At 72.9% G+C, this 25,072-nt stretch carries 21 protein-coding genes; 8 read left to right on the top strand and 13 right to left on the bottom strand.

The window, feature by feature from the left end:
* The first annotated feature begins 1 nt into the window (after position 1).
* Together ACIOD1_RS27535 and ACIOD1_RS27530 are read left to right on the top strand one after the other, a co-directional pair.
* Positions 2-2,848, top strand: a complete 2,847-nt coding sequence (locus ACIOD1_RS27535; protein ID WP_365630046.1) for a DEAD/DEAH box helicase — start codon at positions 2-4, stop codon at positions 2,846-2,848.
* A gap of 102 nt (positions 2,849-2,950) precedes the next feature.
* Positions 2,951-3,604, top strand: coding sequence for a helix-turn-helix domain-containing protein (locus ACIOD1_RS27530; RefSeq protein WP_365630043.1), 654 nt, complete (start codon positions 2,951-2,953; stop codon positions 3,602-3,604).
* Here the strand turns inward: ACIOD1_RS27530 and ACIOD1_RS27525 are convergent.
* The 4 genes from ACIOD1_RS27525 to ACIOD1_RS27510 form a co-directional block, all read right to left on the bottom strand.
* The gene (locus ACIOD1_RS27525; RefSeq protein ID WP_365630040.1) at positions 3,601-4,587 is read right to left on the bottom strand and encodes a pseudouridine synthase; all 987 of its coding nucleotides are present in this window, start codon (positions 4,585-4,587) and stop codon (positions 3,601-3,603) included. The genes ACIOD1_RS27530 and ACIOD1_RS27525 overlap by 4 nt on opposite strands.
* 32 nt (positions 4,588-4,619) lie before the next feature.
* Complete coding sequence (locus tag ACIOD1_RS27520) at positions 4,620-6,209, bottom strand: serine hydrolase (RefSeq protein WP_401905241.1); 1,590 nt, start codon at positions 6,207-6,209, stop codon at positions 4,620-4,622.
* Positions 6,210-6,568: 359 nt separating this feature from the next.
* Positions 6,569-7,414: a siderophore-interacting protein gene (locus tag ACIOD1_RS27515; RefSeq protein WP_365627160.1), complete on the bottom strand. Its 846-nt coding sequence runs from the start codon at positions 7,412-7,414 to the stop codon at positions 6,569-6,571.
* Between the two features lie 46 nt (positions 7,415-7,460).
* Positions 7,461-8,366: a 5'-3' exonuclease H3TH domain-containing protein gene (locus ACIOD1_RS27510; RefSeq protein ID WP_401905266.1), complete on the bottom strand. Its 906-nt coding sequence runs from the start codon at positions 8,364-8,366 to the stop codon at positions 7,461-7,463.
* A gap of 489 nt (positions 8,367-8,855) precedes the next feature.
* On the opposite strand from ACIOD1_RS27510, the gene ACIOD1_RS27505 reads away from it, so the two are divergent.
* From ACIOD1_RS27505 to ACIOD1_RS27495, 3 genes are all read left to right on the top strand, one after another.
* A complete protein-coding gene (locus ACIOD1_RS27505) occupies positions 8,856-10,865 on the top strand; it encodes a Dyp-type peroxidase (RefSeq protein WP_401905238.1) in 2,010 nt (669 codons plus the stop codon).
* A 341-nt stretch (positions 10,866-11,206) separates the two neighbouring features.
* Positions 11,207-11,755 carry an XRE family transcriptional regulator gene (locus tag ACIOD1_RS27500; RefSeq protein ID WP_365627171.1) on the top strand — a complete coding sequence of 183 codons (549 nt, stop codon included), beginning with the start codon at positions 11,207-11,209 and terminating at the stop codon, positions 11,753-11,755.
* Positions 11,756-11,760: 5 nt separating this feature from the next.
* Positions 11,761-12,498: a helical backbone metal receptor gene (locus ACIOD1_RS27495; protein ID WP_365627155.1), complete on the top strand. Its 738-nt coding sequence runs from the start codon at positions 11,761-11,763 to the stop codon at positions 12,496-12,498.
* Here ACIOD1_RS27495 and ACIOD1_RS27490 read toward each other — a convergent pair.
* Entirely contained in the window at positions 12,467-13,603 is a 1,137-nt protein-coding gene (locus tag ACIOD1_RS27490) for a TDT family transporter (RefSeq protein ID WP_365627153.1), read from the bottom strand. The genes ACIOD1_RS27495 and ACIOD1_RS27490 overlap by 32 nt on opposite strands.
* Before the next feature lie 70 nt (positions 13,604-13,673).
* On the opposite strand from ACIOD1_RS27490, the gene ACIOD1_RS27485 reads away from it, so the two are divergent.
* The gene (locus tag ACIOD1_RS27485; RefSeq protein ID WP_365627150.1) at positions 13,674-14,600 is read left to right on the top strand and encodes a LysR family transcriptional regulator; all 927 of its coding nucleotides are present in this window, start codon (positions 13,674-13,676) and stop codon (positions 14,598-14,600) included.
* Positions 14,601-14,631: 31 nt separating this feature from the next.
* On the opposite strand, the gene ACIOD1_RS27480 is transcribed toward ACIOD1_RS27485, so the two are convergent.
* The 8 genes from ACIOD1_RS27480 to ACIOD1_RS27445 form a co-directional block, all read right to left on the bottom strand.
* The gene (locus ACIOD1_RS27480) at positions 14,632-16,206 is read right to left on the bottom strand and encodes a YrhB domain-containing protein (protein WP_401905235.1); all 1,575 of its coding nucleotides are present in this window, start codon (positions 16,204-16,206) and stop codon (positions 14,632-14,634) included.
* 18 nt (positions 16,207-16,224) lie between these two features.
* The gene (locus ACIOD1_RS27475) at positions 16,225-16,407 is read right to left on the bottom strand and encodes a toxin glutamine deamidase domain-containing protein (RefSeq protein WP_365627168.1); all 183 of its coding nucleotides are present in this window, start codon (positions 16,405-16,407) and stop codon (positions 16,225-16,227) included.
* On the bottom strand, positions 16,326-17,858 hold the full coding sequence (locus ACIOD1_RS27470; RefSeq protein WP_401905231.1) for a putative T7SS-secreted protein: 1,533 nt from the start codon (positions 17,856-17,858) through the stop codon (positions 16,326-16,328). Before ACIOD1_RS27470 ends, ACIOD1_RS27475 begins: the two co-directional genes overlap by 82 nt.
* Positions 17,858-18,484, bottom strand: a complete 627-nt coding sequence (locus ACIOD1_RS27465) for a hypothetical protein (RefSeq protein WP_365627142.1) — start codon at positions 18,482-18,484, stop codon at positions 17,858-17,860. Before ACIOD1_RS27465 ends, ACIOD1_RS27470 begins: the two co-directional genes overlap by 1 nt.
* Positions 18,481-18,942, bottom strand: a complete 462-nt coding sequence (locus ACIOD1_RS27460; protein ID WP_365627139.1) for an SseB family protein — start codon at positions 18,940-18,942, stop codon at positions 18,481-18,483. The genes ACIOD1_RS27465 and ACIOD1_RS27460 overlap by 4 nt, the downstream gene beginning before the upstream one ends.
* A 69-nt stretch (positions 18,943-19,011) precedes the next feature.
* Positions 19,012-19,719 (bottom strand): gamma-glutamyl-gamma-aminobutyrate hydrolase family protein, encoded by a 708-nt coding sequence (locus ACIOD1_RS27455; RefSeq protein ID WP_401905230.1) that lies wholly within the window; start codon positions 19,717-19,719, stop codon positions 19,012-19,014.
* Positions 19,720-19,769: 50 nt separating this feature from the next.
* The gene (gene eat / locus ACIOD1_RS27450; RefSeq protein ID WP_365627133.1) at positions 19,770-21,242 is read right to left on the bottom strand and encodes an ethanolamine permease; all 1,473 of its coding nucleotides are present in this window, start codon (positions 21,240-21,242) and stop codon (positions 19,770-19,772) included.
* 169 nt (positions 21,243-21,411) lie between these two features.
* Positions 21,412-22,158, bottom strand: coding sequence for an FCD domain-containing protein (locus ACIOD1_RS27445; RefSeq protein ID WP_365627130.1), 747 nt, complete (start codon positions 22,156-22,158; stop codon positions 21,412-21,414).
* A 77-nt stretch (positions 22,159-22,235) separates the two neighbouring features.
* Here ACIOD1_RS27445 and ACIOD1_RS27440 point away from each other — a divergent pair, with 77 nt between their 5' ends.
* On the top strand, positions 22,236-23,609 hold the full coding sequence (locus tag ACIOD1_RS27440) for a glutamine synthetase family protein (RefSeq protein WP_401905227.1): 1,374 nt from the start codon (positions 22,236-22,238) through the stop codon (positions 23,607-23,609).
* Positions 23,610-23,698: 89 nt separating this feature from the next.
* Positions 23,699-25,069: an aldehyde dehydrogenase family protein gene (locus ACIOD1_RS27435; RefSeq protein WP_401905262.1), complete on the top strand. Its 1,371-nt coding sequence runs from the start codon at positions 23,699-23,701 to the stop codon at positions 25,067-25,069.
* The last annotated feature ends 3 nt before the right edge of the window (positions 25,070-25,072 follow it).

Raw genomic sequence — 25,072 nt, 5'->3', positions numbered from 1 at the left:
GATGACCGACGAACTCTCACCCGCCGAGCGGTACGCCGCTGCACGGATCCGCGCCGCCGAAGAAGCCACCGCACTGGCCCCCTTCCGCGAGATGTACGAATTCGACCTGGACCCGTACCAGATCGAGGCCTGCAAGGCACTGGAGGCCGGCAAGGGCGTCCTGGTGGCCGCCCCGACCGGCTCGGGCAAGACCATCGTGGGCGAGTTCGCCGTGCACCTCGCCCTGCAACAGGGGCGCAAGTGCTTCTACACCACGCCCATCAAGGCCCTGTCGAACCAGAAGTACGCCGACCTCGTCAAGCGCTACGGCGCCGACAAGGTGGGCCTGCTGACGGGTGACAACAGCGTCAACTCCGAAGCTCCGGTGGTCGTCATGACCACCGAGGTGCTCCGCAACATGCTCTACGCGGGCTCGCAGACCCTGCGCGGCCTCGGCTACGTGGTGATGGACGAGGTCCACTACCTCTCCGACCGGTTCCGCGGAGCCGTCTGGGAGGAAGTGATCATCCACCTCCCCGAGTCGGTGACCCTGGTCTCCCTGTCCGCCACGGTCTCCAACGCCGAGGAGTTCGGCGACTGGCTCGACACCGTGCGCGGGGACACCGAGGTGATCGTCTCCGAGGAGCGGCCCGTCCCGCTGTGGCAGCACGTCATGGCCGGCCGTCGGATCTACGACCTCTTCGAGGAGGAGTCCGACCACGGAGGCCGCGGCTCCAGCCGCCGTGAGGTCAACCCCGACCTGCTGCGGATGGCCCGCGAGGAGAACAGCCGCAGCTACAGCCCGAAGGACCGGCGCCGCGGCAAGATGGTCCGCGAGGCCGACCGCGAGCGCGAACGGCGCTCCCGCGGCCGGATCTGGACCCCCTCGCGCCCCGAGGTCATCGCCCGCCTCGACAACGACAACCTCCTCCCGGCGATCAACTTCATCTTCAGCCGGGCCGCCTGCGAGGCCGCCGTCCAGCAGTGCCTGTTCGCGGGCCTGCGGCTCAACGACGACACGGCCCGTCTGAGGGTCCGTGAGATCGTCGAGGAGCGCATCGCCTCCATCCCCACGGAGGACCTGCACGTCCTCGGCTACTACGAGTGGCTCGAAGGCCTGGAGCGGGGCATCGCCGCGCACCACGCGGGCATGCTGCCCAAGTTCAAGGAGGTCGTGGAGGAGCTGTTCGTCCGCGGCCTGGTCAAGGCCGTCTTCGCCACGGAGACCCTCGCGCTGGGCATCAACATGCCCGCGCGCACGGTCATCCTGGAGAAGCTCGTCAAGTGGAACGGCGAACAGCACGCCGACATCACCCCCGGCGAGTACACCCAGCTGACCGGCCGCGCCGGCCGGCGCGGCATCGACGTCGAGGGCCACGCGGTGGTGCTCTGGCAGCGGGCCATGGACCCGGTGCAGCTCGCCGGGCTCGCGGGCACCCGTACGTATCCGCTGCGCTCCAGCTTCAAGCCCTCGTACAACATGGCCGTCAACCTGGTCCAGCAGTTCGGGCGGCACCGCTCGCGCGAACTCCTGGAGACCTCCTTCGCGCAGTTCCAGGCGGACCGCTCCGTCGTCGGCATCTCCAAGCAGGTGCAGCGCAACGAGGAGGGTCTCGACGGCTACCGCGAGGGCATGACCTGCCACCTCGGGAACTTCGAGGAGTACGCCGGGCTGCGCCGCGACCTCAAGGACCGCGAGACGGATCTGGTCAAGCAGGGCGCGGCCCAGCGCCGGGCCCAGGCCGCCGGTTCGCTGGAGAAGCTCAAGCCGGGCGACATCATCCACGTGCCGACGGGCAAGTTCGCGGGCCTCGCCCTGGTCCTGGACCCGGGCGTGCCGGCCGGGCGGGTCAACGGGCACCGCGGGTACGAGTACACCGAGGGCCCGCGCCCGCTGGTCCTCACCGCCGAACGGCAGGTCAAGCGGCTCGCCGCGATCGACTTCCCGGTCCCGGTCGAGGCCCTCGACCGGATGCGGATCCCCAAGACCTTCAACGCCCGCTCCCCGCAGTCCCGCAGGGACCTGGCGACCGCGCTGCGCACCAAGGCCGGTCACCTGGCCCCCGAACGGCACCGGCCCGGACGGGCCGCGGCCGCCGACGACCGCGAGATCGCCCGACTGCGCGCCGCGCTGCGGGCCCACCCCTGCCACGGCTGCGACGAGCGCGAGGACCACGCCCGTTGGGCGGAGCGCTACCAGCGGCTCCAGCGGGACACCCAGCAGTTGGAGCGCCGCATCGAGGGCCGCACCAACACCATCGCCCGCACCTTCGACCGGATCCACGCGCTGCTCACCGAGCTGGACTACCTGCGCGAGGACGAGGTCACCGTGCACGGCAAGAGGCTCGCCCGGCTCTACGGCGAACTCGACCTGCTGGCCTCGGAATGCCTGCGCGAGGGGGTCTGGGAGGGGCTCAGCCCCGCGGAACTGGCCGCCTGCGTATCGGCGTTGGTCTTCGAGGCCCGACAGTCCGATGACGCGGTCGCGCCGAAGGTGCCGCACGGCGCGGCGAAGGCGGCGCTGGGCGAGATGGTCCGGATCTGGGGCCGGCTCGACGCGCTGGAGGAGGAGCACCACATCAACCAGGCGGAGGGCGTGGGCCAGCGCGAGCCGGACCTCGGCTTCGCGTGGGCGGCCTACCAGTGGGCCTCCGACAAGAGCCTGGACGAGGTGCTGCGGGAGGCCGAGATGCCGGCCGGCGACTTCGTGCGCTGGTGCAAGCAGGTCATCGACGTACTGGGGCAGATCGCCGCTGCGGCTCCGTCCTCCTCCGCCGCGTCGGGCGGCGGGAGCACGGTGGCGCGCAACGCCCGCAAGGCCGTCGAGTCCCTGCTGCGGGGCGTGGTGGCCTACAGCTCCGTCGGGTAGCCAAGCGGGTAGCTGCTTTTGGATGTTCCTCCAAGCTGTCCGGCGGGCAGATCTCATCTCTTGCCATGATCGATTCCATGGGTCCTGTGGGACGATCGGACCATGAGCGGGGGAACGGCCGAAGGCCCGAGACGCGTCGGTCGGCCCCGTGCCGACCGGCTGAGGCAGCGGAGCGACCGGCCGCCGCGCGAGGAACTCCTCTGCGCGGCGGCCGAACTCTTCACCGTCAAGGGGTACGCGGCCACCACCACCCGGGCGGTGGCGGAACGGGCCGGTCTGCGCCAGGCCACCATGTACCACTACTTCCGCGGCAAGGAGGAACTCCTCGCCGAACTCCTGGAATCGACGGTCGAGCCCTCGCTCGCCCTGTCCCACGCACTCCTCGCCGACCCCGACCGGCCCGCCGTCCGCCGGCTGTGGGAGCTGTGCCGCGCCGACGTCCTGCTGCTCTGCGGGGGCCCGTACAACCTGGGCGCCCTCTACCTGCTGCCCGAGCTGCGCGGCGCGCGTTTCGCGCCCTTCCGGCGCATGCGCGACGAACTGCGCGACGCCTACCGCTCCTTGCTCGCCCAGACCCCCGTCGGCGCCGAACTCGCCGCCGACGCCGCCGGGCTGAGCCTGCGCAACGACCTCGTCTTCGGGCTGATCGAGGGCGTCATGCTGATCCGCCGCTCCGACCCGGCCCGCCCGGTGGCGGACTTCGCGGAGGCCGCCGCCGACGCGGCGCTCCGCATCGCCGGGGTCACGCGACTCTAGGGGGCCTGGGCGCCCTCGGGTTCCGGGCCGGTCTCCCAGCCCGTCGGGTCCTCCCACGCCCGGAGGGTGAGCCCCGTCTCCAACCGGTGGTCGACGCCGGTCACCGGGTCGGTGAAGGCCAGGGAGCGGGCCAGCAGTTGCAGGGGGCGCCGGAAGTCCGCCGGGTCGGTGGGCGCGGCCACCACCGGGTAGACCGGGTCCCCGAGGATGGGCAGGCCCAGGCTGTTCATGTGCACGCGCAGCTGGTGGGTGCGGCCCGTGTGCGGGGTCAGCCGGTAGCGGCCCAGTGCTCCCCGCGTCTCCACCAGCTCGACCAGGCTCTCCGCGTTGGGCTCGACGCCCGGCAGCTCGGTCGCCGCCATCACCCCGCGGACCTTCTCGATGTGGCTGCGCACCGTCCGGGGCAGGTCGACGGACGGGTCGTGGGGGGCGAGGGCCTCGTACCGCTTGTGGACCCGGCGCTCCTGGAACAGCAGTTGGTAGGCGCCGCGGTCCTCGGGACGGATGCTGAACATCACCAGCCCGGCCGTCATCCGGTCCAGGCGGTGCGCGGGACTGAGCGCGGGCAGGTCCAGCTCCCGGCGCAGCCGCGCCAGGGCCGTCTCGGTGACGTGGCTGCCGCGCGGGGTCGTCGCCAGGAAGTGCGGCTTGTCCACCACCAGGAGGTGCCCGTCACGGTGGACCACCCGGATGGGGAACGGCACCCGCGGCTCGGCGGGCATGTCCCGGTGGTACCAGAGCCAGCCGCCCGGCTCGTACGGGTCCTCCGCGCGCAGGACGCGACCGCCCGGGCCCAGCACCCGGCCGGTGTCCAGGAGCCGCGCCATCGACTCGGCGCCGCGGGTGCCGGCGTAGCGCTCGGTCAGGTAGTCGCCGAGCAGGGCCCAGCGGCCCTCGGGGTCGGGAGGCAGGCGCATGCGGACCGGGTCGATGCCGGACCGCTGGGGGAGGGGCGCGGGCGGGATGTGGGAGCTGCGGGTCATCAGGGGACCAGCGTAGAAGGTGTCCGGGGCGGCTACTTCCGGGTGAAGGTGCCCAGGTGGTTCGCGTCCAGTTGTTCCACGCGGACCGTGCCGTCGGAGAAGGTCACCCCGCTGCGGCCGACGGCGTTCTCCCCGGTGGTCTCGAAGCTGAACGTGTCGCCGTCGTAGTGGGTGAGCGCGAAGCGCGTCGGCTTCGGGCCGAGGGAGAGCGTCAGGCCCTTGCCGTCCGGGTTCGCGGTGACGGTGAGCGGGCCGTAGTACGCGTTCTCGTAGGTCCCCGTGTACGCGCTGTCGGCGCGGGCCGGCCGGGCGGTGGCGGGCGGCCGGGCGTAGTCGGTCGGGGAGCGTCCGGCGTCGTCGGCCTGCGCGTAGAGCGCTCCGAGCAGGGGCAACCAGTCGGCGGTGGGCTTGCCGTGCTCGGCGGTGTCGAAGAAGTCGAGCGCGACGGCGTCGGCGAGCCCGACCGGGGCGCCGTTCGTCAGGACCACGATGCCGAGCTGCTCCAGCGGGAGCAGGGTGACGCTGGTGTTGGCGCCTTGTGCGAAGGCGCCGGAGTGGCTCAGGCGGAGCCGGCCGGCGTCGTCGTAGGACACGTTCCAGCCGAGCCCGTAGAACTGCGGGCGGCCCGTCGGGGTCTGCGCCTGCGCGACGATCTGCGGGAGGTGGGTGCGGGCGAGGGCGTCGGCGGGGATGATCCGCTTGCCGTCGAGGGTGCCGCCGGAGAGCTGGAGGCGCATCCAGCGGGTCATGTCGCGGGCGGTGGAGCTGACGCCGCCGGCGGGCGCCTGGGCGTCGGGGTCGCGGACGAACCGGGGGCTCCAGGTGCCGTCGGGGTTCTTGACGTGCCCGTACGCGCGGTCGGCGGCGTGGTCGAAGGCGGAGAACTCGGTGCTGGTGTGCGCCATCCCGGCGGGCTTGAAGAGGGTGTCGGCGCTGAGCTTCTGCCAGCTGACGCCGTGGTCGCGGGCGATGGCCTCGGCGGCGGCGGTGAGGCCGAAGTTCGTGTAGGCGTAGCTCGCGCGGAAGGGGGTCAGGGGGTCCAGGCGGAGGTGGTCGAGGACGTACGACCGGTCGAAGCCGAGGTCTTCGAGGAGGTCACCGGCGTGGTCGGGGAGGCCGCTGCGGTGCGCGAACAGGTCGGCGGGGGTGACGTGGGCGGTGACCCAGGGGTCCTTGAGGGCGAAGCCGGGCAGGGAGTCGCCCAGCGGCTCGTCCCAGGCGTCCGCGTCGGTGAGGGCGCCGGCCACGACGGTGGAGGAGATCGGCTTCGAGAGGGAGGCGACCTGGAAGACGGTGTCGGGGTCGACCTTGGCGCTGTCCCCGGTGCGGCGCAGGCCGAAGCCCTTGAGGTAGACGACCTTGTCCTTGTGGACCACGGCCACGGCGACGCCGGGGACTCCGGTGGTGCGCATGCCGTCGGTGACGGTGGCGTCGATGCGGGCGACGGCCTTGGCGACGGCGGCGTCGGTGAGGAGGGGTTTCGGGGCGGGGGGCGCCGCCGGTGTGGTGGGGGTCGGGGCCGGGGGCGTCGGAGTGAGGGCCGTGGCCCCTGCCGGGGCCGTGGCCGCCGAGGCGAGGAGGATCGCGGCCCCGGCCCATACCGCTGCGCGGAGCTTACGCATGAGGACATTGTCGCTCCGGGTGGGGGAGCGTGCCCCTTGGCTTCGCCGGGCGGGGGGTGGTGGGCGCCGGGGGGCGGGGTGCGGGGTGCGGGTGTTGGGGGTGCCGCTGCGCGGGGCTTGCTCCCCGCCCCGCCCTTCCTCCGTTCCCCGGGCTGCGCCCGGACCCCCCGTTGGGTGCGGCGTCGTTGCGGGGGCTCCGCCCCCGGGCCCCCGCGCCTCAAGCGCCGGCGGGGCTGGGATGGGGGGCTGGGGTGGGGCTGGGGTCTGGTGCGGCGTCGTTGCGGGGGCTCTGGCCCCGGGCCCCCGCGCCTCAAGCGCCGGCGGGGCTGGAGTGGGGCGGGGGCGGGGTGGGGAATCGTTCAGGCTGCTGCGGGGGTGCGGAGTTCCTGTTCGGCTTCGACCGAGGCGTTCCAGTCGCGCTTCTGTGCGCGCCAGCCCTCGTCCGTCTCGCCTTGGCGCCAGTAGCCGGAGATCGACAGGCGTTCGCGGGGGATGCCGCGGTCCAGGCGGAGGTGGCGGCGGAGTTCCTTCACGAAGCCCGCCTCGCCGTGGACGAAGACGTGGACGTCCGGGGACGGGAAGGCCATGCCGGTGACGGCCTCGACCAGGCGCTCGCCGGCGGGACGGCCGTCGCGGTGGAGCCAGATCGGGGTGATGCCGTCCGGGGTGGCGATCTTCTGTTCGTCGGCCGGGCCGTCGATCTCCACGAAGGCGTACACCCGGGCGCCGCGCGGCATCCGCTCCATGGCGGCGGCGATCGCCGGCAGCGCGCTCTCGTCGCCGGCCAGGAGGTGCCAGTCGGCGGTCGGGTCCGGGGCGTAGCCGCCGCCCGGGCCCAGGAAGTGCACCGTTTCGCCGGGCTGGACGCGCGCCGCCCAAGGGCCGGCGAGGCCCTCGTCGCCGTGGACGACGAAGTCCAGGGTCAACTCGCGGTGGGCCGGGTCCCAGGCGCGCACCGTGTAGGCGCGCTGGCGGGGCCAGGCCTCGCGGCCGTGGGTGGCACGGATCTGCTCCATGTTCCAAGGCTCCGCGTAGGACACGCCCTCGGGAGCGAACAGGAGTTTGACGTAGTGGTCGGTGTGGACGCCGGCGTCGAAGTCGGCCAGTCCGTCACCGCCCAGCACGATCCGGACCATGTGCGGCGTCAGCCGCTCGGTGCGTACGACGACTGCGGTGCCGACTGTGCGGGCGCGTCCTTCTGCCACGGCGTCTCCCCTGACTACAAAGCTTAGGATTACCTAAGTTAGCACCTCACGACCGCAGCGCGCTGCTCAGGCGTGACATTGCTCCTCCCAGACCCCACCGATGGGCGAGAGCATCCACCAATTCGGGTTGTGACGGCTGGTGCGGAAGGGTCGGATCGAAGGCGGGCAGCGGCACGTCCAAGGCGACCTGGACGACCTTGGGGGCGACCGCGAGGTACGGACGGGACTCGTCGAGGCGCCTGCGCTGCGTGGGGGTGAGCTTCGACTTCGGTTCGTCGATCGCCGCGATGATCCCGGCGAGGTCCCCGTACGCGTCCAGCAGCTTCGCCGCCGTCTTCTCGCCGACGCCGGGCACGCCCGGCAGGCCGTCGCTCGGGTCGCCGCGCAACAGGGCGAGGTCCGCGTAGCCGGGCCCGTCCACCCCGTACTTCTCGCGCAGCCAGGCCTCGTCCGTCACCTGGAGGCTGCCCACGCCCTTGAGGGGGTACAGGACGCGGCGCCGGCGGGCGTCGTCGACGAGCTGGTAGAGGTCGCGGTCACCGGTGACGATGTCGACGGGGCCGCTCGCGCGGGTGCTGAGGGTGCCGATCACGTCGTCCGCCTCGTACCCGGCGACGCCCACCCGGGCGATGCCGAAGGCGTCCAGCACCGCCTCGATGATCGGGACCTGCGGGGCGAGGGTGTCGGGGGTCTCCTCCAGGTCCGGCCCCGAGGCGGTCTCCTCGGCGACGCGGTGCGCCTTGTAGGAGGGGATCAACTCCACCCGCCAGTGCGGTCGCCAGTCGGCGTCCATGCACGCCACGAGGTCGTCCGGGCGGTGGTCCTGGACCAGGCGCCCGATGAAGTCGAGCAGCCCGCGCACGGCGTTGACGGGTGTTCCGTCGGGGGCCTTCACGGAGTCCGGCACGCCGAAGTAGGCGCGGTAGTAGAGGGAGGCGGTGTCCAGGAGCATCAGGCGTCGTGTCGTCACGCTGTCGATGATGCCGCACCGCCCCGCGCTCACCTGTGGTGGTGAACCCGTCACTCCAACAGGTTGCCCGGCGCGCGCGTTCGCGATCTTTCCCGAAGGGTGTTGATCACTGGCAGGACGTTCTGCCCGCCCGGTCCCCCACGCGAGGAGTCTCGGACGCCCATGCTCGCCTTCCCCCTCCCGGCCGTCGTCGCCATGCCCGCCCCCGGACTTCCCCGGCCGGGCCACGAGCCCGGGGCCGGCGAGCCCATAGACCCCCGCAGCCGGTGACGCACCGGGTCGAGTGTGCCTGCGCCTGTTCCTCTGCCTGCGCCCCCGCCCGCGCCTGCGCCTACGCCTGTGCCTGTTCCGGACGCCGACGCTGACGCTGCCGGTGTCATCGCGTCGGGTCGGGCGGGCTGAGCCGAACCGCCGGCTCCGGCACGGCACCTCGGCAACGCCCCCGCCCGTACCTCCACGAGGAGTCCTCCCATGGATGCCGTCCAGACCTCCAGTCCCGCCCGCCGGACCGTCCTCATGGCCGGGGCGGGAGCGGTCGCCGCCCTCGCGGTGTGTCCCCGGGCCGCCGCCGCGAGCGCGGCGACCGAGGCCGTCCCGGCCCCCGCGGCCGCCCCCGGCGCGGCGGGCCGGGCGGCGGCGGCCGCCGCCGAGTTGCCGTTGCGTGCCGACCGCACCACCCAGGGCGACATCCTGGCCGGCTCCCGCAAGGACCAGGCCTGCCTGCTGCTCGTGCGCTTCACGGACCCGGTCCGGGCGCGGCGTTGGCTCGCCGCGCTGCTGCCCGAGCTGTCCACCACCGAGGAGATGGCCCGCTTCAACGCCGCCTTCAGCGCGGCCCGCCTGAAAGCGGGCGGCGCCGACCCGGCCTCCCTGTCGGCGACCTGGACCGGGCTGTCCCTGACCCACCCCGGACTCCGGTTCTTCGCCGGGCGCGACCCCTTCCCCGCCGTGGCGCCGGGGAGCACCGCCGAGGCCTTCGCGCAGGGCGCCGCCAAGCGTGCGGAGGCCCTCGGGGACACCGGAGCCAGCGGCCCCGACTCCTGGCTGTTCGGCGCCGAACAGGAGGAGCCGGCCGGGCGCACCGTCCACGCGGTGCTCAGCCTGTCGGCGGACGATCCGGCCAAGCTGTCCGCCGCCGTCGCCCGGCACCGGTCGGCCCTGGGCCCCGCCACGGGCGTGGTCGTCTTCCGCCAGGACGCGGCCACCCTGACCGGAACCCTGCGCGGGCACGAGCACTTCGGCTTCGCCGACGGCATCAGTCAGCCCGGGGTGCGCGGGTTCCACACGCCCGACCCCGACACCGGCGGCACCGTCCAGGGGAAGCCCGGGACGAGGCTGGTCCCGGCCGGGGAGTTCCTCGTAGGACAGGAGAAGATCGGGCAGCGCCCCGCCGGGCTGCCGGCCTGGGCCACCGGGGGCTCCTTCCAGGTGGTGCGGCGGCTCGCGCAGGACGTGCCCGGCTGGTGGGAGCAGGCCCGGCTGCGGCTGGCCGAGCTGAAGAAGACCGGCGCGGCGCCCGCCGAGGCCACCGAGACCTGGGTCGCGGCCCGGCTGGTGGGCCGCTGGCCCGGCGGGACCCCCGTCGCGGGCTGCCCGCTGGCCGAGGTGCCGGGCCCGGTGGGCCGGGACCCCGACGTCGCCCTGACCTACGTGGACGACCCGCAGGGCTGGCGCACCCCGCTCTTCTCGCACATCCGCAAGGGCAATCCGCGCGACGGCCTGAACCTGGCCCCGGGCCGCCCCCCGCTGGCCCCCGGCGAGCTGGACGGCCGTCGGATCATCCGGCGCGGCATCCCGTACGGACCCGCCTACGACCCGGCGCGGGGGGCCGGGCACGGCGCGGACACCCCGCGCGGGCTGCTCTTCGTCGGCTACCAGGCCGACCTGGTGCAGCAGTTCGAGTTCGTCCAGAGGCGCTGGCTCAACGAGGCCGACTTCCCGGCCGGCCGCAACCCCGCCGTCGGCTCCGACCCGGTGCTCGGACCGGACTCCCCGATCACCTTCGAGACCGCGTCGGACAGCGGGAGCCGGGCCACCACCCTGCGCTTCGGCCGCTTCGTGCGCACCGAGGGCGCCCTCTACGCCTTCACCCCCTCACTGCCCGCCCTGCGCGACCTGGCCGACGGCAACCTCGACGACTCCGTGGAGGTGCACGCCGGCACCGTGCTCCGGGCCGGCGACGTCCTCGACGCGGGCGCGGCGCGGCTCGTCCTCGGCGCCGACGGCGACCTCGCCGTCCTCGCCCCCGATGGCTCGCGGCTGTGGAGCGCCGGCACGGCGGGCACCGGGCACGACGCCCTCTTCGGCCGCGACGGGGAGTTCACGGTGCGTGCCGAGAACGGCCGGATCGTGTGGAGCAGCGGCACCGAGGGGCACCCGGGCGCCCGGCTGCTGGTCAGGCGGGACGGCGGCGTGGTGATCGTCGACGGGGACCGGGAGATCTGGCGGGCCGAGGACCGCAAGGCGGCTCACCCAGAGTGACGCCCGCCCCACGGGAACCCACCGGGGTCGGGCCCGGTGGGTCCGTGCACGCGAATCCGGAGGCCGTTGCTGCGTAAGGTGCATACAGCACATCGATGTGCGACGACGGACAGGGGAGGGCAGCCCCGATGAACGACAGGGAAGACGAGAACATCAAGCACGTGGCGGTCGCCGGGGACGGCGGCAACGACGGACACGGACCGGCGGACGTGGCCGGACCCGACGGGCGCGGGCCGAACGGGCACGGACCGGACGTACACGGACCCGACGTACACGGACCCCACGGGCCCGACGGGCACGAGGGCTCCGACAAGGAGAAGGACTCCAAGGAGCCGCTCCGGGTGGGCGTCGCCGTGCGCAAGCGTCGCCGCGCGCTGCACCTGACCCTCGCCGCGGTGTCCGCGCGCAGCGGGCTCTCCGTGCCCTTCCTGAGCCAGATAGAGAACGAGCGGGCCCGCCCCAGCATGCGTTCCCTGGAGCGGGTCGCCGACGCGCTGGAGACCACCGCCGTCGAGCTGCTGGCCGCCTCCGACACGGCCCGTACGGTGGACCTCGTACGGGCCGGCGACGACTCCGCGCTCTCCCCGCTGAAGGGCGTACGCCCGCTGGTGCGCGGACACCACCAGCTGCACGCGCTGGAGTTCACCGGGGAGCAGGACGCGGGCCGTGAGTACCAACACCGCAACGACGAGCTGATGTACGTGGTCTCGGGCTCCTGCCAGGTCGAGGCCGAGGGCCGCGCCTACCGGCTGGAGACCGGGGACGCCCTGTTCCTCTCCGGTGGGGTGCGCCACCGCTGGCGGGCCGCCGGCGAGGACACCCGGCTGCTGGTCGTCGCCGTCGGTGAGCACATCCACGCCACCTCCGAACCGCCCTCGCCGGAGCACTGAGTCCGGTGCGGGTGGTCTCGCTCGTGCCCTCCCTGACCGAGGCGGTGGCGGTGAGCGCGCCCGGCGCGCTGGTCGGCGTGACGGACTGGTGCACCCACCCGGCGGACCTCGGGGGCGCGGCGCGGATCGGGGGGACCAAGAACCCCGACGTACGGGCGGTCGTGCGGCTGCGCCCGGACCTGGTGATCGCCAACGAGGAGGAGAACCGGGCACCGGACCTGGCGGCGCTGCGCGCGGCCGGGCTGGAGGTGCTCGTCACCGAGGTCCGGGACCTGCCGCAGGCCTTCACCGAGCTGGAACGGGTGCTGGTGGGAGCGCTGGGGCTGGAGCGCCCGCAGTGGCTGGACCGGGCCGAGGAGGCCTGGGCCGCCGTGGAACCGCTCGCCCCGCTCACGGCCGTCGTGCCCGTGTGGCGGCGCCCCTGGATGGTGCTGGGCCGGGACACCTTCGCCGGGGACCTCCTGGCCCGCCTGGGGGTGGTCAACGCCTACGCCGCGCACCCCGAGCGGTACCCGCGGGCGCCGCTCGCCGAACTGACGGCGAGCGGCTGCGATCTGGTGGTCCTGCCCGACGAGCCCTACCGCTTCACCCCCGAGGACGGCCCGGAGGCCTTCCCGGGACTGCCCGCCGCCCTCGTCAGCGGGCGGCACCTGACCTGGTACGGACCCTCGCTGGCCCGTGCGCCCGAGGTACTGGGCCGGGCCCTGGAGGTCAGCGGGGCGCGGCGAGCAGGCGGCCGCTGAACAGGCCGCGCAGGGTGTGGGCCGCGGCGAGGACCCAGGCGACGACGAGCCCGACGAAGAGGGCGGCGGCCAGCCAGGCGAAGGCGTCCAGGCCGGTGTGGCGGGCCAGTCCGGCGGCGCCGGTGACACAGGTGCCGACGGGGAAGGTCAGGGCCCACCAGGTCATCGCGAAGGGCATCCCGCCCCGGGCGGCCCTCACCAGCATGGCCGAGGCCAGGGCCAGCCACAGCAGGGCGAACCCCATGACGGGCACCCCGTAGACGACCGCGAAGGCGCCGAACGCGTCCGCGTACGGGGCGGATATGGCGCCGGGGGCCACGTCGGCGAGCTGGTTCACGGCGGTGGTGGACTGGCCGAGGGGGCCCAGCACCAGGAACAGGGTCGGGGTCAGGACGAGGGGCAGCGGGCCGCTCACGATCAGTCGGCCGAAGACCAGGGGGAGCAGCAGCAGCGTCGCGAGCAGGCTGACGCCGAACATGGCGTAGCAGGCGAGCAGCAGCGCCTCGCGGGGTTGGCCGGCAGGCAGGTGGGGGACCAGCAGGGGGCCCACGGCGGCGGAGACCATGGGGGCCACTACGGGCAGCAGCCAGACGGGGGTGGCCCGGGAGGCCTCGACCTTGTGGCGGACGACCATCAGATACGGCACCACCACGGCCATGACCAGGCCGATCACGGTGCCCGCGGTGAAGAGCACGGCGTCGACGGCGATGGCCGCGGGCTCCCCGAGGAGGTCCTTGCCGACGATGAGGGTGCCGGCGCCGACGGCCAGCAGGGCCATCGAGAGGCAGCCGTAGAAGGGGGCGACGGCCGGGTCGAGGAGATGGGCGCGGGCCTGGTCGCGGTGGTGGAGCCAGTGTCCGGCGCGGGCGGCGACCAAGACGACGAGGGCCAAGGCGGAGAGGGCCCAGAAGCCCTGGCAGGCCACGCGCTGGCCCGGCAGTTGGTAGGGAAGGCCGGCGCCGGCGTTGGCGACGATGGCCGTACCCATGACCGCGGCGTACCAGTTGGGACCGAGGTGGCGCAGCGCGGGGACCTTGTGGGTCCGGGGCGCGGCGGAGGGGACGGCGGCGGGGGTGGTGCGGGGTGCCGCGAGGGTGGTGGCCATGTGTTCAGCCTGGTCCCCGGGGAGCGGCGGGGGCAGAGGGCACCTCTCTATGAGGCCATAAACTGATGTTATGGCCAATGACGAGTCGAATCCGGTACCGCTGGCGCACCGGGTGCCCGACCTGGGAGCGATGGAGCTGCTGCTCGCCGTCGCGCGGGTCGGCAGCCTGAGCGGGGCCGCACGGCGACTGGGCATCACGCAGCCCGCGGCGAGCAGTCGGATCAGGGCGATGGAGACCCGGCTCGGGGTGGCCCTGGTGGACCGCTCACCGCGCGGGTCCACCCTGACGGCGGAGGGCGCGCTCGTCACGGACTGGGCCCGGCGGGTGGTGGAGGCGGCCGAAGCCCTCGACGCGGGCGCGCAGGCGCTACGGGGCCGACGCGACTCGCGGCTGCGGGTGGCGGCCAGCATGACCATCGCCGAGTACCTGCTGCCCGGGTGGCTGATCGCGCTGCGCGGGGACCGGCCGGGCACGGCGGTGTCCCTGCACGCCGGGAACTCGGCGGACGTCGCCCAGCGGGTGCTCGCGCACGAGGCCGACCTCGGCTTCGTGGAGGGGCTCTCAGTCGCGGAGGGGCTGGACTCGGTCGTCATCGCCCAGGACCGCCTGGTGGTGGCGGTGGCCCCCTCGCACCCGTGGGCCCGTCGCACCCGCCCGGTGGAGGCCCCGGAGCTGGCGCGGACCCCGCTGATCCTGCGCGAACGGGGCTCGGGGACCCGCCAGGTGCTCGACGCGGCGCTGGCCGGGTGCGGGGGCCTGGCCGAACCCCTGCTGGAGCTGGCCTCGACCACCGCCGTCAAGGCGGCCGCCGTGAGCGGGGCGGGGCCGTGCGTGCTGTCGGAACTCGCCCTGGGGGACGAGCTGGCCGGGCGCCGCCTGGTGACCGTACCCGTCGCCGGGGCGGAGCTGGGCCGGGCCCTGCGCGCGGTCTGGCCCACGGGCGCCCGCCCGGCGGGCCCGGCCCGCGACCTCCTGTCCCTGACCCGAGGACGCTGAGGAGACCCGCTGACCGGGCACCGTCGCCCCGTCAGCGGTAGCGGACCACCCGGACCCCGCACTCGCCGAACCCGTCGAGGTCGCGCAACTCCCGGGCGGATCCGTCCACGAGCCCCAGGTGCCCGGCCTCGGAGCGCAGCCCGGTCAGGAGCAGCCCGGTGCTCTCGCGCCCACGCGCGTCCAGGCGCCGCACCCACACCAGGGCCCGGCCCCCTGCCGGCAGCGAAGCGAGCCCTTGGACGGCGGCGGTGACGGTCGGATACTCGCCGACCTCCATGACCGGCCCCAGCTCGGCCATCGTCGCGCCGAACCAGTCGGCGTTCCCCGCCGGGGGCGTCGGACCGGCCGGGTCGCCCCGGTCCCAGGCGGCCAGGAACCCCCAGGGGTCGGAGTTGGGCAGCAGGAACGGCTCCTCGGGACCCTTGGGCACGACCAAGGCCGCGTCCAGCATCGAGTGCCGCCAGTCGCCGCTCCTCAGCGCCGTCGTGGTCTGGCAGGCGAACAGCCAGCCGCGGGCCGTCTCGTCGGCCCCGTCGGGCGAGACCAGCTCGACGGGATCCGCGTAGGTGCGCCCCAGCCAGGCCCCGGCCTTGGCGCGGGCGGCGGGCAGGTCGGCGGCGGTCCGCGTACCGCCGTCGGACTCCACCCGGGCGAAGATCAGCTCCAGCAGTCCGAAGGCGTCCAGCCGGGCCAGACCGCCCGTCATCCCGTCCAGGAAGACCGCGGCGCCGTTGTTGTTCTGCGCGTAGAGCAGGTGGCCACTGACCTCGACCCCGCCGATGGCGCGCCGTACCCACACCACGCCCTGCGTGCCCGGCCCGGTCTCCTCGACCCGCGCGATCACCTCGTCCCAGCTCGCGCAGCGCAGCTGTCGGGCGGTGGGGAAGTAGCGCCGCAGGAGCAACGGCCACCACCCCGGCGCCTCGTGGGCCGGCTGCCACGGCAGCGGCGACGAAGGCGCACCCGCGATGGCGGCGCCGACGGTGACGACGCAACCCCGCGAATTGAGCCGGCGGGCCTGCGCCTCGGGGTCGCGCCGCTCGGGGTTCAGCGTGTATTCCGCGACGTCCCCCCAGGGATTGTCGGCCGCCGGGTGGAAGGGGGTGCCAGGCTTCTTGGGAACCACCACGGACGCGGTCAGCATCGGGGTCCGCGGGTACCCCGGCTGCTTCACAGTGCGGCAGGCGAACAGCCAGGTGGCCGCGTCCTCGGCGACCGGCTCGATTCTCACGAGCTCGACCAGCCCGTGATAGTTGTCGAGCAGCCACTGCAACGCCTTCTGCCAAGGCGTGGCCTTCACCGTCCTTGCCGCCCCGGCCCCCTCCCATCCGCCGTGCCGTACGAAGGCGAAGTACTCGTCCAGCGGGAGGTGACTCGGAGGGAAACGGACCGCGGCGCCGTCCTTGGGAACGAGGACCACCCTCGTCAGCACGTTCCCTGACGTGCCGTTCGTGTCGATGCTCTCCTGAGTGTCGAACCCGACGATCCAGGCCAAGTCGGTCTCCCGGCTGGCCTGCGGCTGCAGGACGACCGTCAAGGGCTCGTAGGCGTAAGCCTGGAGGAGGTAGGGACGCGCCGCTTCCACGGCCTGGTTCAACGTGAGCATGTTCGGTTCCTGACAGAGCTATCGGTAGGGGACATGGGCGATCTCGCTGATGTTCGACGTCTCCAGTCTGGCCAGCGTCCCGGTCTGGCCGTCCAGGAAGACCACCCCATGGGGTGTGTTCACGGCGTTGAACACGTGGCCGGGCATCCCGTGGCGGGAAATGGCGACCACGCTGCGCGAGTCGGGCCCCCGTTTCTCCAGATCCTCGATGATGTCGTCGTAGCTGTTGACGACCTTCTTCGCAGCCGGAGTGACCCGAGTTCCTCGTAGGGGATGTCACCCGTTCCTGTCTTGGGCGCGGCCGAGACCTCGATCCCGTCGAGACGCTTGTCGACCGTGGGCACATTGTGCGTGCAGTTGTACTGATATCCGGGCATGTCCGTGTTGTTGACGTCCCTGAGCCAGGGGAACTGGTCGTCAATGAACTTCTCGGCGTCCTCAACGGCGACGGAGTCCGCGTGGATCGCCCGACGCTCCGTCACCCCCTTCGTCGGACGCGCCAGGTGCGACCACGCCGACGGCTTGGCGGCCAACGTCTCCGCGACGCGTACGCCCGTCCGGGCCCCGCCCAGACCCTTGGTGCCGATGAGCTCGGGCACCAGGCGGCCCAGGCCCTCGGCGGGGTCGTCCTTGAAGCTGTCCAGGAGCGCCCCCGGGATCCGTTCAGGGTGGGCGGCCGTCGAGACGAGGCCGGCCAGTGTCATGTTGAGGTTCTGCTGGTACTCCGCCGGGTGCGTCAGGTTGTACGGGTCCGTCGGGTTCAGGCCGCGCGCGAAGTCCAGCAGCCCCGCCGTGCCTTTGACCACCCCGCCCGTGAAGTGGTTCAGCTCCACCAGCTCGGCGGCGCCGTAGTCGGCGATCCCGGCGAGGGCCCGCTCGGACGGCGGCGGCACGGCCGGGGCGTGGGCCAGCGCTGCCGACAGGGCCTTCTGCGCGCTCCCCGCGGCCTCGTCGCGCTGTCTGCGGGCCTCGTTCAGGATCTCGTGGGCCCGTGTGCCGTCGGCCTTGCCCACGTCGACGGGCGCGGTCGGAACCGCGCCGGGATCCCCGCCGGCCTTGACGGTGGCGTTGTACGTCTCGACCTTCGTGACGTAGGCCCCGTGCGCGTCCTTAGCCGCCTTGACCGCCGCTTTGTAGAGGTCGACGGCCTGCTGTGCCTGCTTCTGGGCCCACTCCACCGTCTCCGCGTACTGGACCAGGGCGCCGGCGGCGCTCTCGCAGGCGTCCGAGGCGTGCAGCCAGTCGGTTGGGTGCATCGCGAACTTCTCGCGGAAGGCGTTGGCCGCCTCTCCCTTCCAGTGCTCGACGTCCAGGGCCTTCATGCCCTGCCCGACGCGCTCGAAGCCGCCCTTGAAGTCGCTCAGGTGCTTGGCCTGCTCCCGGATCACCGAAGGTTTTCCGTGGACCAGCTCGTTCGCCTGCTCCGTCTGACCGAGCTGCTGTTCGCCGATCGACGCGCCGAGATCGGAGGCGACGTCGTCGCCCCAGTCCTCGACCTTGTCCGCCCAGTCGTGCGCCCCGACGTGGTCCAAGGCATCGCCGACCCCGTCGGTCGCTTTGTCGACACCCTCGCCGACGACCTTCTTCGTCGCGTCCCAGCCGTCCTCCAGCTTCCCCAGACCCTTGTCGAGGAGCCCGCCCCAGTCCGGCATCAGCGCTCGACCGCCGGCTGCGGGGCAGGACCGACCATGTCGTTCACCTTGGCGTCCACCTCGTCGCGCAGTCCGGCCTGGTCGATGATCTGGTTGGGCAGGAAGATGTCCGAGCTGTTCACGTCCCGGACGGCGCCCTTCCACGCCTCCTTTGTCGTCTCGGTGGCCCTGTCGACCGACTCCTGGCTGTAGTCCGCGTCACGGATCTGGGTATACGTGTTGTCGGAGAGGACATCACCCCAGCTCTTGTCGACGATGTCCTTTTCGGAGGCGTACGGATTGCCCATCGCCGAGTTCGTCAACACCTTGAAGCTGCCTTGGATGTACTGCTCCTCCTCGTGCATCAAACCCGCCGACAGGCCCACCTTCGCCGCGAACGAGTTGCCCTGTTGGACCAGGGAGCGCACGCCCCACTCCCAGCGTTCGCAGAACGTCTCGAAGGAGGAGGCGAGACCCTCGTGCCCGGTCTCCATCCCCGACATGGAAAGGTCCGCGAACCCCCGGCCCATGCCGGCCGAGCCGATCGCGCCCAGTTCCCTCAGCTCGCCGAGGGTCTCCGTGATGCCCTTGGCGATCTGGCCCAACGCCTGCTTCGAGATGTCCAGGTCGGCGCCGTCGCTGCTCACCGCGCCCCCTCCGGATCGAGGGCGGCCTCGTCCGGCACGAACCCGCGCAGGGGCGGGAACACCGTGCCGTCGGGGCCGGCCGCGTCCAAGGCCACGCCGCAGGGGAAGCCCAGCGTCGGGACGACCTCGTCCAGCAGCCGCGCACCCGACACGCGCCGGTAGTGCCACTCCCGGTCGGTCTCCCCGCGCGCTTCGGCGAACCGCGCGAGCTGTTCCTCGCCGGAGAAGGCGCAGATCCAGCCCAACCCGCCCAGCTCGCTCGTCCACAGGCCGTCGCGCTCGTCCAACGGCACCAACACCACCCGGTTGCGGAACTCCGCGAGCCGTTCCCGCGCCGCGGTTCGAGCCGATTCGGTCGGATCGACAGCGACTTGGGGGACGGTCGGCCCGTTGGGCCGCGCCGTCCCGCGCTCGATGGCCGCGTCCCGCAGTTGGGCCCACTCCTCGTCGAATCCCACCCGTACACCCCTCTACACGTGATCACAGGGAGGATGTCGAGGTGGGTGGGGAGTGGGTGCGGGGCCGGGTCAGGGGTGGGGGCGGTTGGCGTGTTCGGTGGCGGCGTCGACGAAGGAGGACGTCACGCGGGTGTCCTTGTCGCGTTCCGGGTGCCATTGGACGCCGACGACCCACCGGTCGCGGTCCGGGAGTTCGATCGCCTCGACCGTCCCGTCCGAGGCGTACGCCGAGACGACCAGGCCCGCTCCGAGGCGTTCCACCGCCTGGTGGTGGTAGGTCGGGACCTCGGCCTCCTCCGGGACCAACTCCGCGTAGCGGGTGCCCGCGACGGGGCGGACCGGGTGCCAGGACATGGCGCCGGGGGTGTCCACGTGGCCGTCGATGTGCTGGACCAGGGTGCCGCCGAGCGCCACGTTCAGCGCCTGCATGCCGCGGCAGACCCCGAGGAGGGGGGCGCCGGAGTCCAGGGCCGCCCCGATCAGGGCCAGTTCCCACTCGTCGCGGACGGCCGCCGCGGGGCCGGTGCGGGGGTCGCGCGGGGCGCCGTACCGGACCGGGTCCACGTCCGGGCCGCCCGCGACGACCAGGCCGTCGAGCCGGCCGAGGACCTCGGCCGCGCGCCCCACCTCGTCCGGGGGCAGCAGCACGGCCGTGCCGCCCGCCGCCTGGACGAGTTCGTGGTACCCGACGGGGAGGAGGGCCGTGGGCAGGTCCCACACGCCGTAGCGGGTGGACGCCTCCACGTAGGTGGTGATGCCGATGAGCGGCCTGGGCACGGTCTTACCTCCGGGACGGGTGGGGCTCGGCGGACGACGGGTTCAGGATTTCAGTCGCGGGCCAGTTCCGCCTCGGCTTCCGCCAACGCGGCGAACTCCTCCTCGGGCGCCGACGCCACCAGGTGGTGGCGGCTGTAGAAGGCGAAGTAGGCCAGGGCGACGGCGTACACGGCGAGGGCGATGAAGGCCGCGTCCTTGTCCACCAGGAAGGTGGCGACCAGCGCCGACAGGGCCAGGACGAAGGCGACGGACGAGGTCACGACCCCTCCGGGCGTGCGGTACGGGCGCTCCAGGCCCGGCTCGCGGCGCCGCAGCACGATGTGCGAGAGGGCCATCAGCGCGTACGAGATCGTCGCGCCGAACACGGCGATGTTCAGCATCCGCGCCCCGTTGCCGGTCGCCGCCGCCAGGGCGAAGCCGATGGCGCCGGGGATCACCAGGCCGAGGTAGGGGGCCTTGCGCTTCGAGGTGAGGGAGAGGAACCGCGGCAGGTAGCCGGCCCGGGACAGGGCGAACAGTTGGCGCGAGCCCGCGTAGATCAGGGAGAAGAAGGAGGCGACCAGACCGGCCAGCCCCGCGTAGTTGACGAACCGGCTCAGCGCGGTCGGCCCGCCGTCCCCCTCCAGGGCGACGACGAGGGGGTTGCCGGCGGCCCGCACGGCGTCGGAGCCCTGGGCGCCGGTGGCGGCGAAGAAGGTGATCAGCGCGAGCAGGGCGAGGACGCCCATGGAGATGGCGAGCGCCCTCGGCATGGAACGGACCGGGTCCTTGGCCTCCTCGGCGGCCAGCGGCACGCCCTCGACGCCCAGGAAGAACCACATGCCGAAGGGGAAGGCGGCCCAGATGCCGAGGACGCCGAAGGGCAGCCAGGAATTGGAGCCGAACGCGGTCGGGTCCACGGCGATGTCGTCGAGGGAGCCCGCGTCGAACTCGGTGAGGGCACCGAAGGCGAAGATCAGCAGCGCGGCCACGGCTATGGCGGTCACGACCAGGCTGAAGCGCAGGGCCTCTCCCACGCCCCACAGGTGGACGCCGATGAAGACGACGAAGCAGCCCAGGTAGACGGGCCAGCTGGAGGTGAGTCCGAACAGGCCGAGGGATTCGACGTAGTCGCCGATGAAGATGACGATCGCCGCCGGGGCGAGGATGTACTCGATGAGGATGGCCGTGCCGGTGAGGAAGCCGCCCCACGGGCCGAGCGCGCGGCGGGCGAAGCCGTAGCCGCCGCCGGCGGTCGGCAGGATCGTGGACAGTTCGGCGAGGGAGAAGACCAGGCAGGCGTACATCGCCCCCATCAGGACGGTGGCGATGGCGAGACCGCCGAAGCCGCCCTTGTCGAGGCCCACGTTCCAGCCGGAGAAGTCCCCGGAGACCACGTACGCGACGCCGAGCCCCGTCAGCAGCAGCCAGCCGGCGCTGCCCCGGCGCAGGGTGCGCTTCTCCAGGTAGGCGGCGTCCGGTGAGGGGGCGCCGCCGGACCCGGGCGGTGCGGATACGGGCACGGGTGCGGTGTCGTCGGCCATGTGCGCTCCTGCCTAGGGCAAAGGTTGTGAGGCGTACCTTTGCGTCAGTGGGGTGGAGGGCGCAAGACCCGTGCGTTAAACAGGGGTTACGAAAACCTCCGCGGCCGGCCGGAAACCTCCCCGGCCGCTACGTCGGGCACCCGAGCCTCCGCCTCAGGTGCCCCGGCCCCTACGCCAGGAACCCGCGCAGCAGTGCCGCCGTTCCGCAGCAGTGCTCGCGCATCACCCGTCTCGCCCCCGCGGCGTCCCGTTCCAGCACCGCCTCCACCAGGGTGCTGTGCTGCTGCTGGGAGTGCTCCAGGTTGCGCACCAGCAGCGGGATGCAGTCGAGGAGGTCGTTCACGGTGGCCCGGACGGCGGCGTACTGGGCCGTGAGGGTGGGGGACCCCGCGAGTTCGCACAGCGTGAGGTGGAAGAGGGTGTCCTGGCGCCGGTACTCGGTGAGCGGGGCGTCGTGCGTGGCGGTCAGCGCCCGCAGCAGCCGCTCCGTCCCCTCCTCGGACAGCCCCTGGGCGGCGCACAGCCCGGCGGCGCCCACCTCCAGGACCTCCCGGAAGCGCAGCGCGTCCTCGATGTCCACCCCCGCCACCCGTCGCCGCAGCTCCTGCTCGGCGGCCATGGCCGGGGTGTCGGGGCGGGCGAGCACGAACGTTCCTCCGTACCGCCCGCGCCGCGCCTCGACCAGGCCCTGCTCCTGGAGCACCTTGAGCACCTCGCGCAGGGTGACCCGGCTGATCCCCATCCGCTCCGCCAACTCCCGCTCGGGCGGTAGCCGTTCCCCGCCCGGCACCAGACCCAGTCGGACCACCTGGAGGATCTGCTCCAGGGCCTCCTCGAAACCGTTGCCCGCCCGTACCTGTCGCAGCACGGGATTCAGCCGCGCGATCGGGCCACCCTCACCCGCCGTGTCGGTCATCTCGGCCCCTCCCCTTCCCAAGCAATGGTTTTATTCAATACCTTAGGCGCACTCGGCTCACCGAAGGAGAGATTCCAGTGGTAGACCGCAAGCCGCCGCTCGCGCCCGAGGACCTCCGCGTCCTCGTCGCCAGCGGTGAGATCGACACCGTCGTCCTCGCCTTCCCCGACATGCAGGGACGCCTTCAGGGCAAGCGGTTCGCCGCACAGTTCTTCCTCGACGAGGTCCTCGACAACGGCACCGAGGGCTGCAACTACCTCCTCGCCGTCGACACGGACATGAACACCGTCGACGGGTACGAGATGTCCTCCTGGGACCGCGGCTACGGCGACTTCGCCATGCACGCCGACCTCGCCACCCTGCGCCGCATCCCCTGGAACCCGGGCAGCGCCTTCGTCCTGGCCGACCTCGCCTGGAACGACGGCTCGCCAGTGGTCGCGGCCCCCCGGCAGATCCTGCGCCGCCAGCTGGAGCGCCTCGCCGAGCACGGCTACACCGCCATGGTCGGCACCGAGCTGGAGTTCATGGTCTTCCGGGACTCCTACGAGGAGGCCTGGAACGCCGACTACCGCGGCCTGACCCCCGCCAATCAGTACAACATCGACTACTCGGTCCTCGGCACCGGCCGCGTCGAGCCCCTGCTGCGCCGCATCCGCAACGAGATGCAGGCCGCCGGCCTGGTCGTCGAGTCCGCCAAGGGCGAGTGCAACCTCGGGCAGCACGAGATCGTGTTCCGCTACGACGAGGCGCTCACCACCTGCGACCAACACGCCCTCTACAAGACGGGCGCCAAGGAGATCGCGGCCCAGGAAGGCGTCTCGCTCACCTTCATGGCCAAGTACGACGAGCGCGAGGGCAACTCCTGTCACATCCACCTCTCCCTCGCCGACGCCGACGGTCGTAACGCCATGGCCGGCGAAGGCGCCGACTCCGACCACGGCATGTCACCCGTGATGCGGCACTTCCTGGCCGGTCAGTTGGCCGCCCTGCGCGACTTCTCCCTTCTCTACGCCCCCAACATCAACTCGTACAAGCGTTTCCGGCCGGGATCCTTCGCGCCGACCGCCGTCGCCTGGGGCGTCGACAACCGCACCTGCGCCCTGCGCGTGGTCGGCCACGGCCGCTCCACCCGCTTCGAGAACCGCCTCCCCGGCGGGGACGTCAACCCGCACCTCGCCGTCGCGGGCCTGATCGCGGCCGGACTCCACGGCGTCGAGAACCGCCTGGAACTGCCCGAACCCTGCGCGGGCAACGCCTACACCGCCGACTACGCCCACGTCCCCGCCACCCTGCGCGAGGCCGCGGAACTCTGGGACAACAGCGAGATCGCCAAGGCTGCCTTCGGCCCCGAGGTCGTGGCGCACTACAGCAACATGGCCCGCGTCGAACTCGACGCCTACGACTCCGCCGTCACCGACTGGGAGCTCCGCCGCTCCTTCGAGCGCCTCTGAGTCCCGTCGCCGCGAGCGCGCCCCCGCACCACCCAGCCACCGAGCAACGAGCAGATCAGAGCAGACCAGAGAGGCACCACGTGTCCGATGTGCCGGCCCCGGCCGAGTTGACAGTGCTGAATCCGGCCACCGAGGAAGTCGTCGCCACCGTCCCGGCCGCCACACGGGACGATGTCGACGCCGCCGTCGTACGAGCCGCCGCCGCCCAGCGCGGCTGGGCGGCCCTGCCCCCCGCCGACCGGGCCAGACTCCTGCGCCGTTTCGCCGCGGTCGTCGACGGGCACCTCGACGAACTGGCCCGCCTGGAGGTCCGGGAGGCCGGCCACACCATCGGCAACGCCCGCTGGGAAGCGGGCAACGTACGCGACCTGCTCGACTTCGCCGCCGGGGGAGTGGAACGCCTCTCGGGACGGCAGATCCCGGTCACGGGCGGCATCGACATCACCTTCCTCGAACCCCTCGGCGTCATCGGCGTGATCGCGCCCTGGAACTTCCCCATGCCGATCGCCGCCTGGGGCCTGGCCCCCGCCCTCGCCGCCGGCAACGCCGTCGTCCTGAAGCCCGCCGAGACCACCCCGCTCACCGCCCTGCGCCTCGCCGAACTCGCCCTCGAAGCCGGGATCCCCGAGCACCTCTTCCAGGTGCTCCCCGGCCACGGAGCGGTCGCCGGGGACGCGCTGGTCGAGCACCCCGGCGTAGCGAAGATCGTCTTCACCGGTTCCACCCGGGTCGGCAAGCAGATCATGTCCAAGTGCGCCGACCGGGTGAAGCGGGTCACCCTCGAACTCGGCGGCAAGAGCCCCAACGTCGTCTTCGCCGACGCCGACATCGAGGCCGCGGCGGCCGCCGCCCCGATGTCCTTCCTCGACAACACCGGCCAGGACTGCTGCGCCCGCACCCGCATCCTCGTCCAGCGCTCCGTCTACGACCGCTTCCTCGAACTCCTCGTCCCCGGCGTCCGGTCCGTCCGCGTCGGCGACCCCCTCGACGAGAAGACCCAGATGGGCCCGCTCATCTCGCGCGCCCAGCGGGAGCGCGTGCGCGCCCACGTCACCGACGACCTCACCGTGATCCGGGGCACCGCCCCCGAGGGCCCCGGCTTCTGGTACCCGCCGACCCTCGTCACCGACGTGGACCCCACCGCGCCCGTGGCGACCGAGGAGGTCTTCGGCCCGGTCGCCGTCGTCCTGCCCTTCGAGGACGAGGAGGACGCCGTACGCCTGGCCAACGCGACCGACTACGGCCTCTCCGGCTCCCTCTGGACCCGCGACGTCGGCCGCGCCCTGCGCGTCTCGCGCGCCGTCGCCGCCGGCAACCTCTCCGTCAACTCCCACAGCAGCGTCCGCTACTCGACCCCCTTCGGCGGCTACAAGCAGTCCGGGCTCGGCCGCGAACTCGGACCCGACGCCCTCACCGCTTTCACCGAGACCAAGAACGTCTTCATCAGCACGGAGGCCTGACCC

This window comes from Streptomyces sp. NPDC088097, assembly GCF_044741845.1.
Classification (GTDB): domain Bacteria; phylum Actinomycetota; class Actinomycetes; order Streptomycetales; family Streptomycetaceae; genus Streptomyces.
Note: the sequence above shows the minus strand (reverse complement) of the source record. Positions and strands in the feature narration are given on the sequence as shown.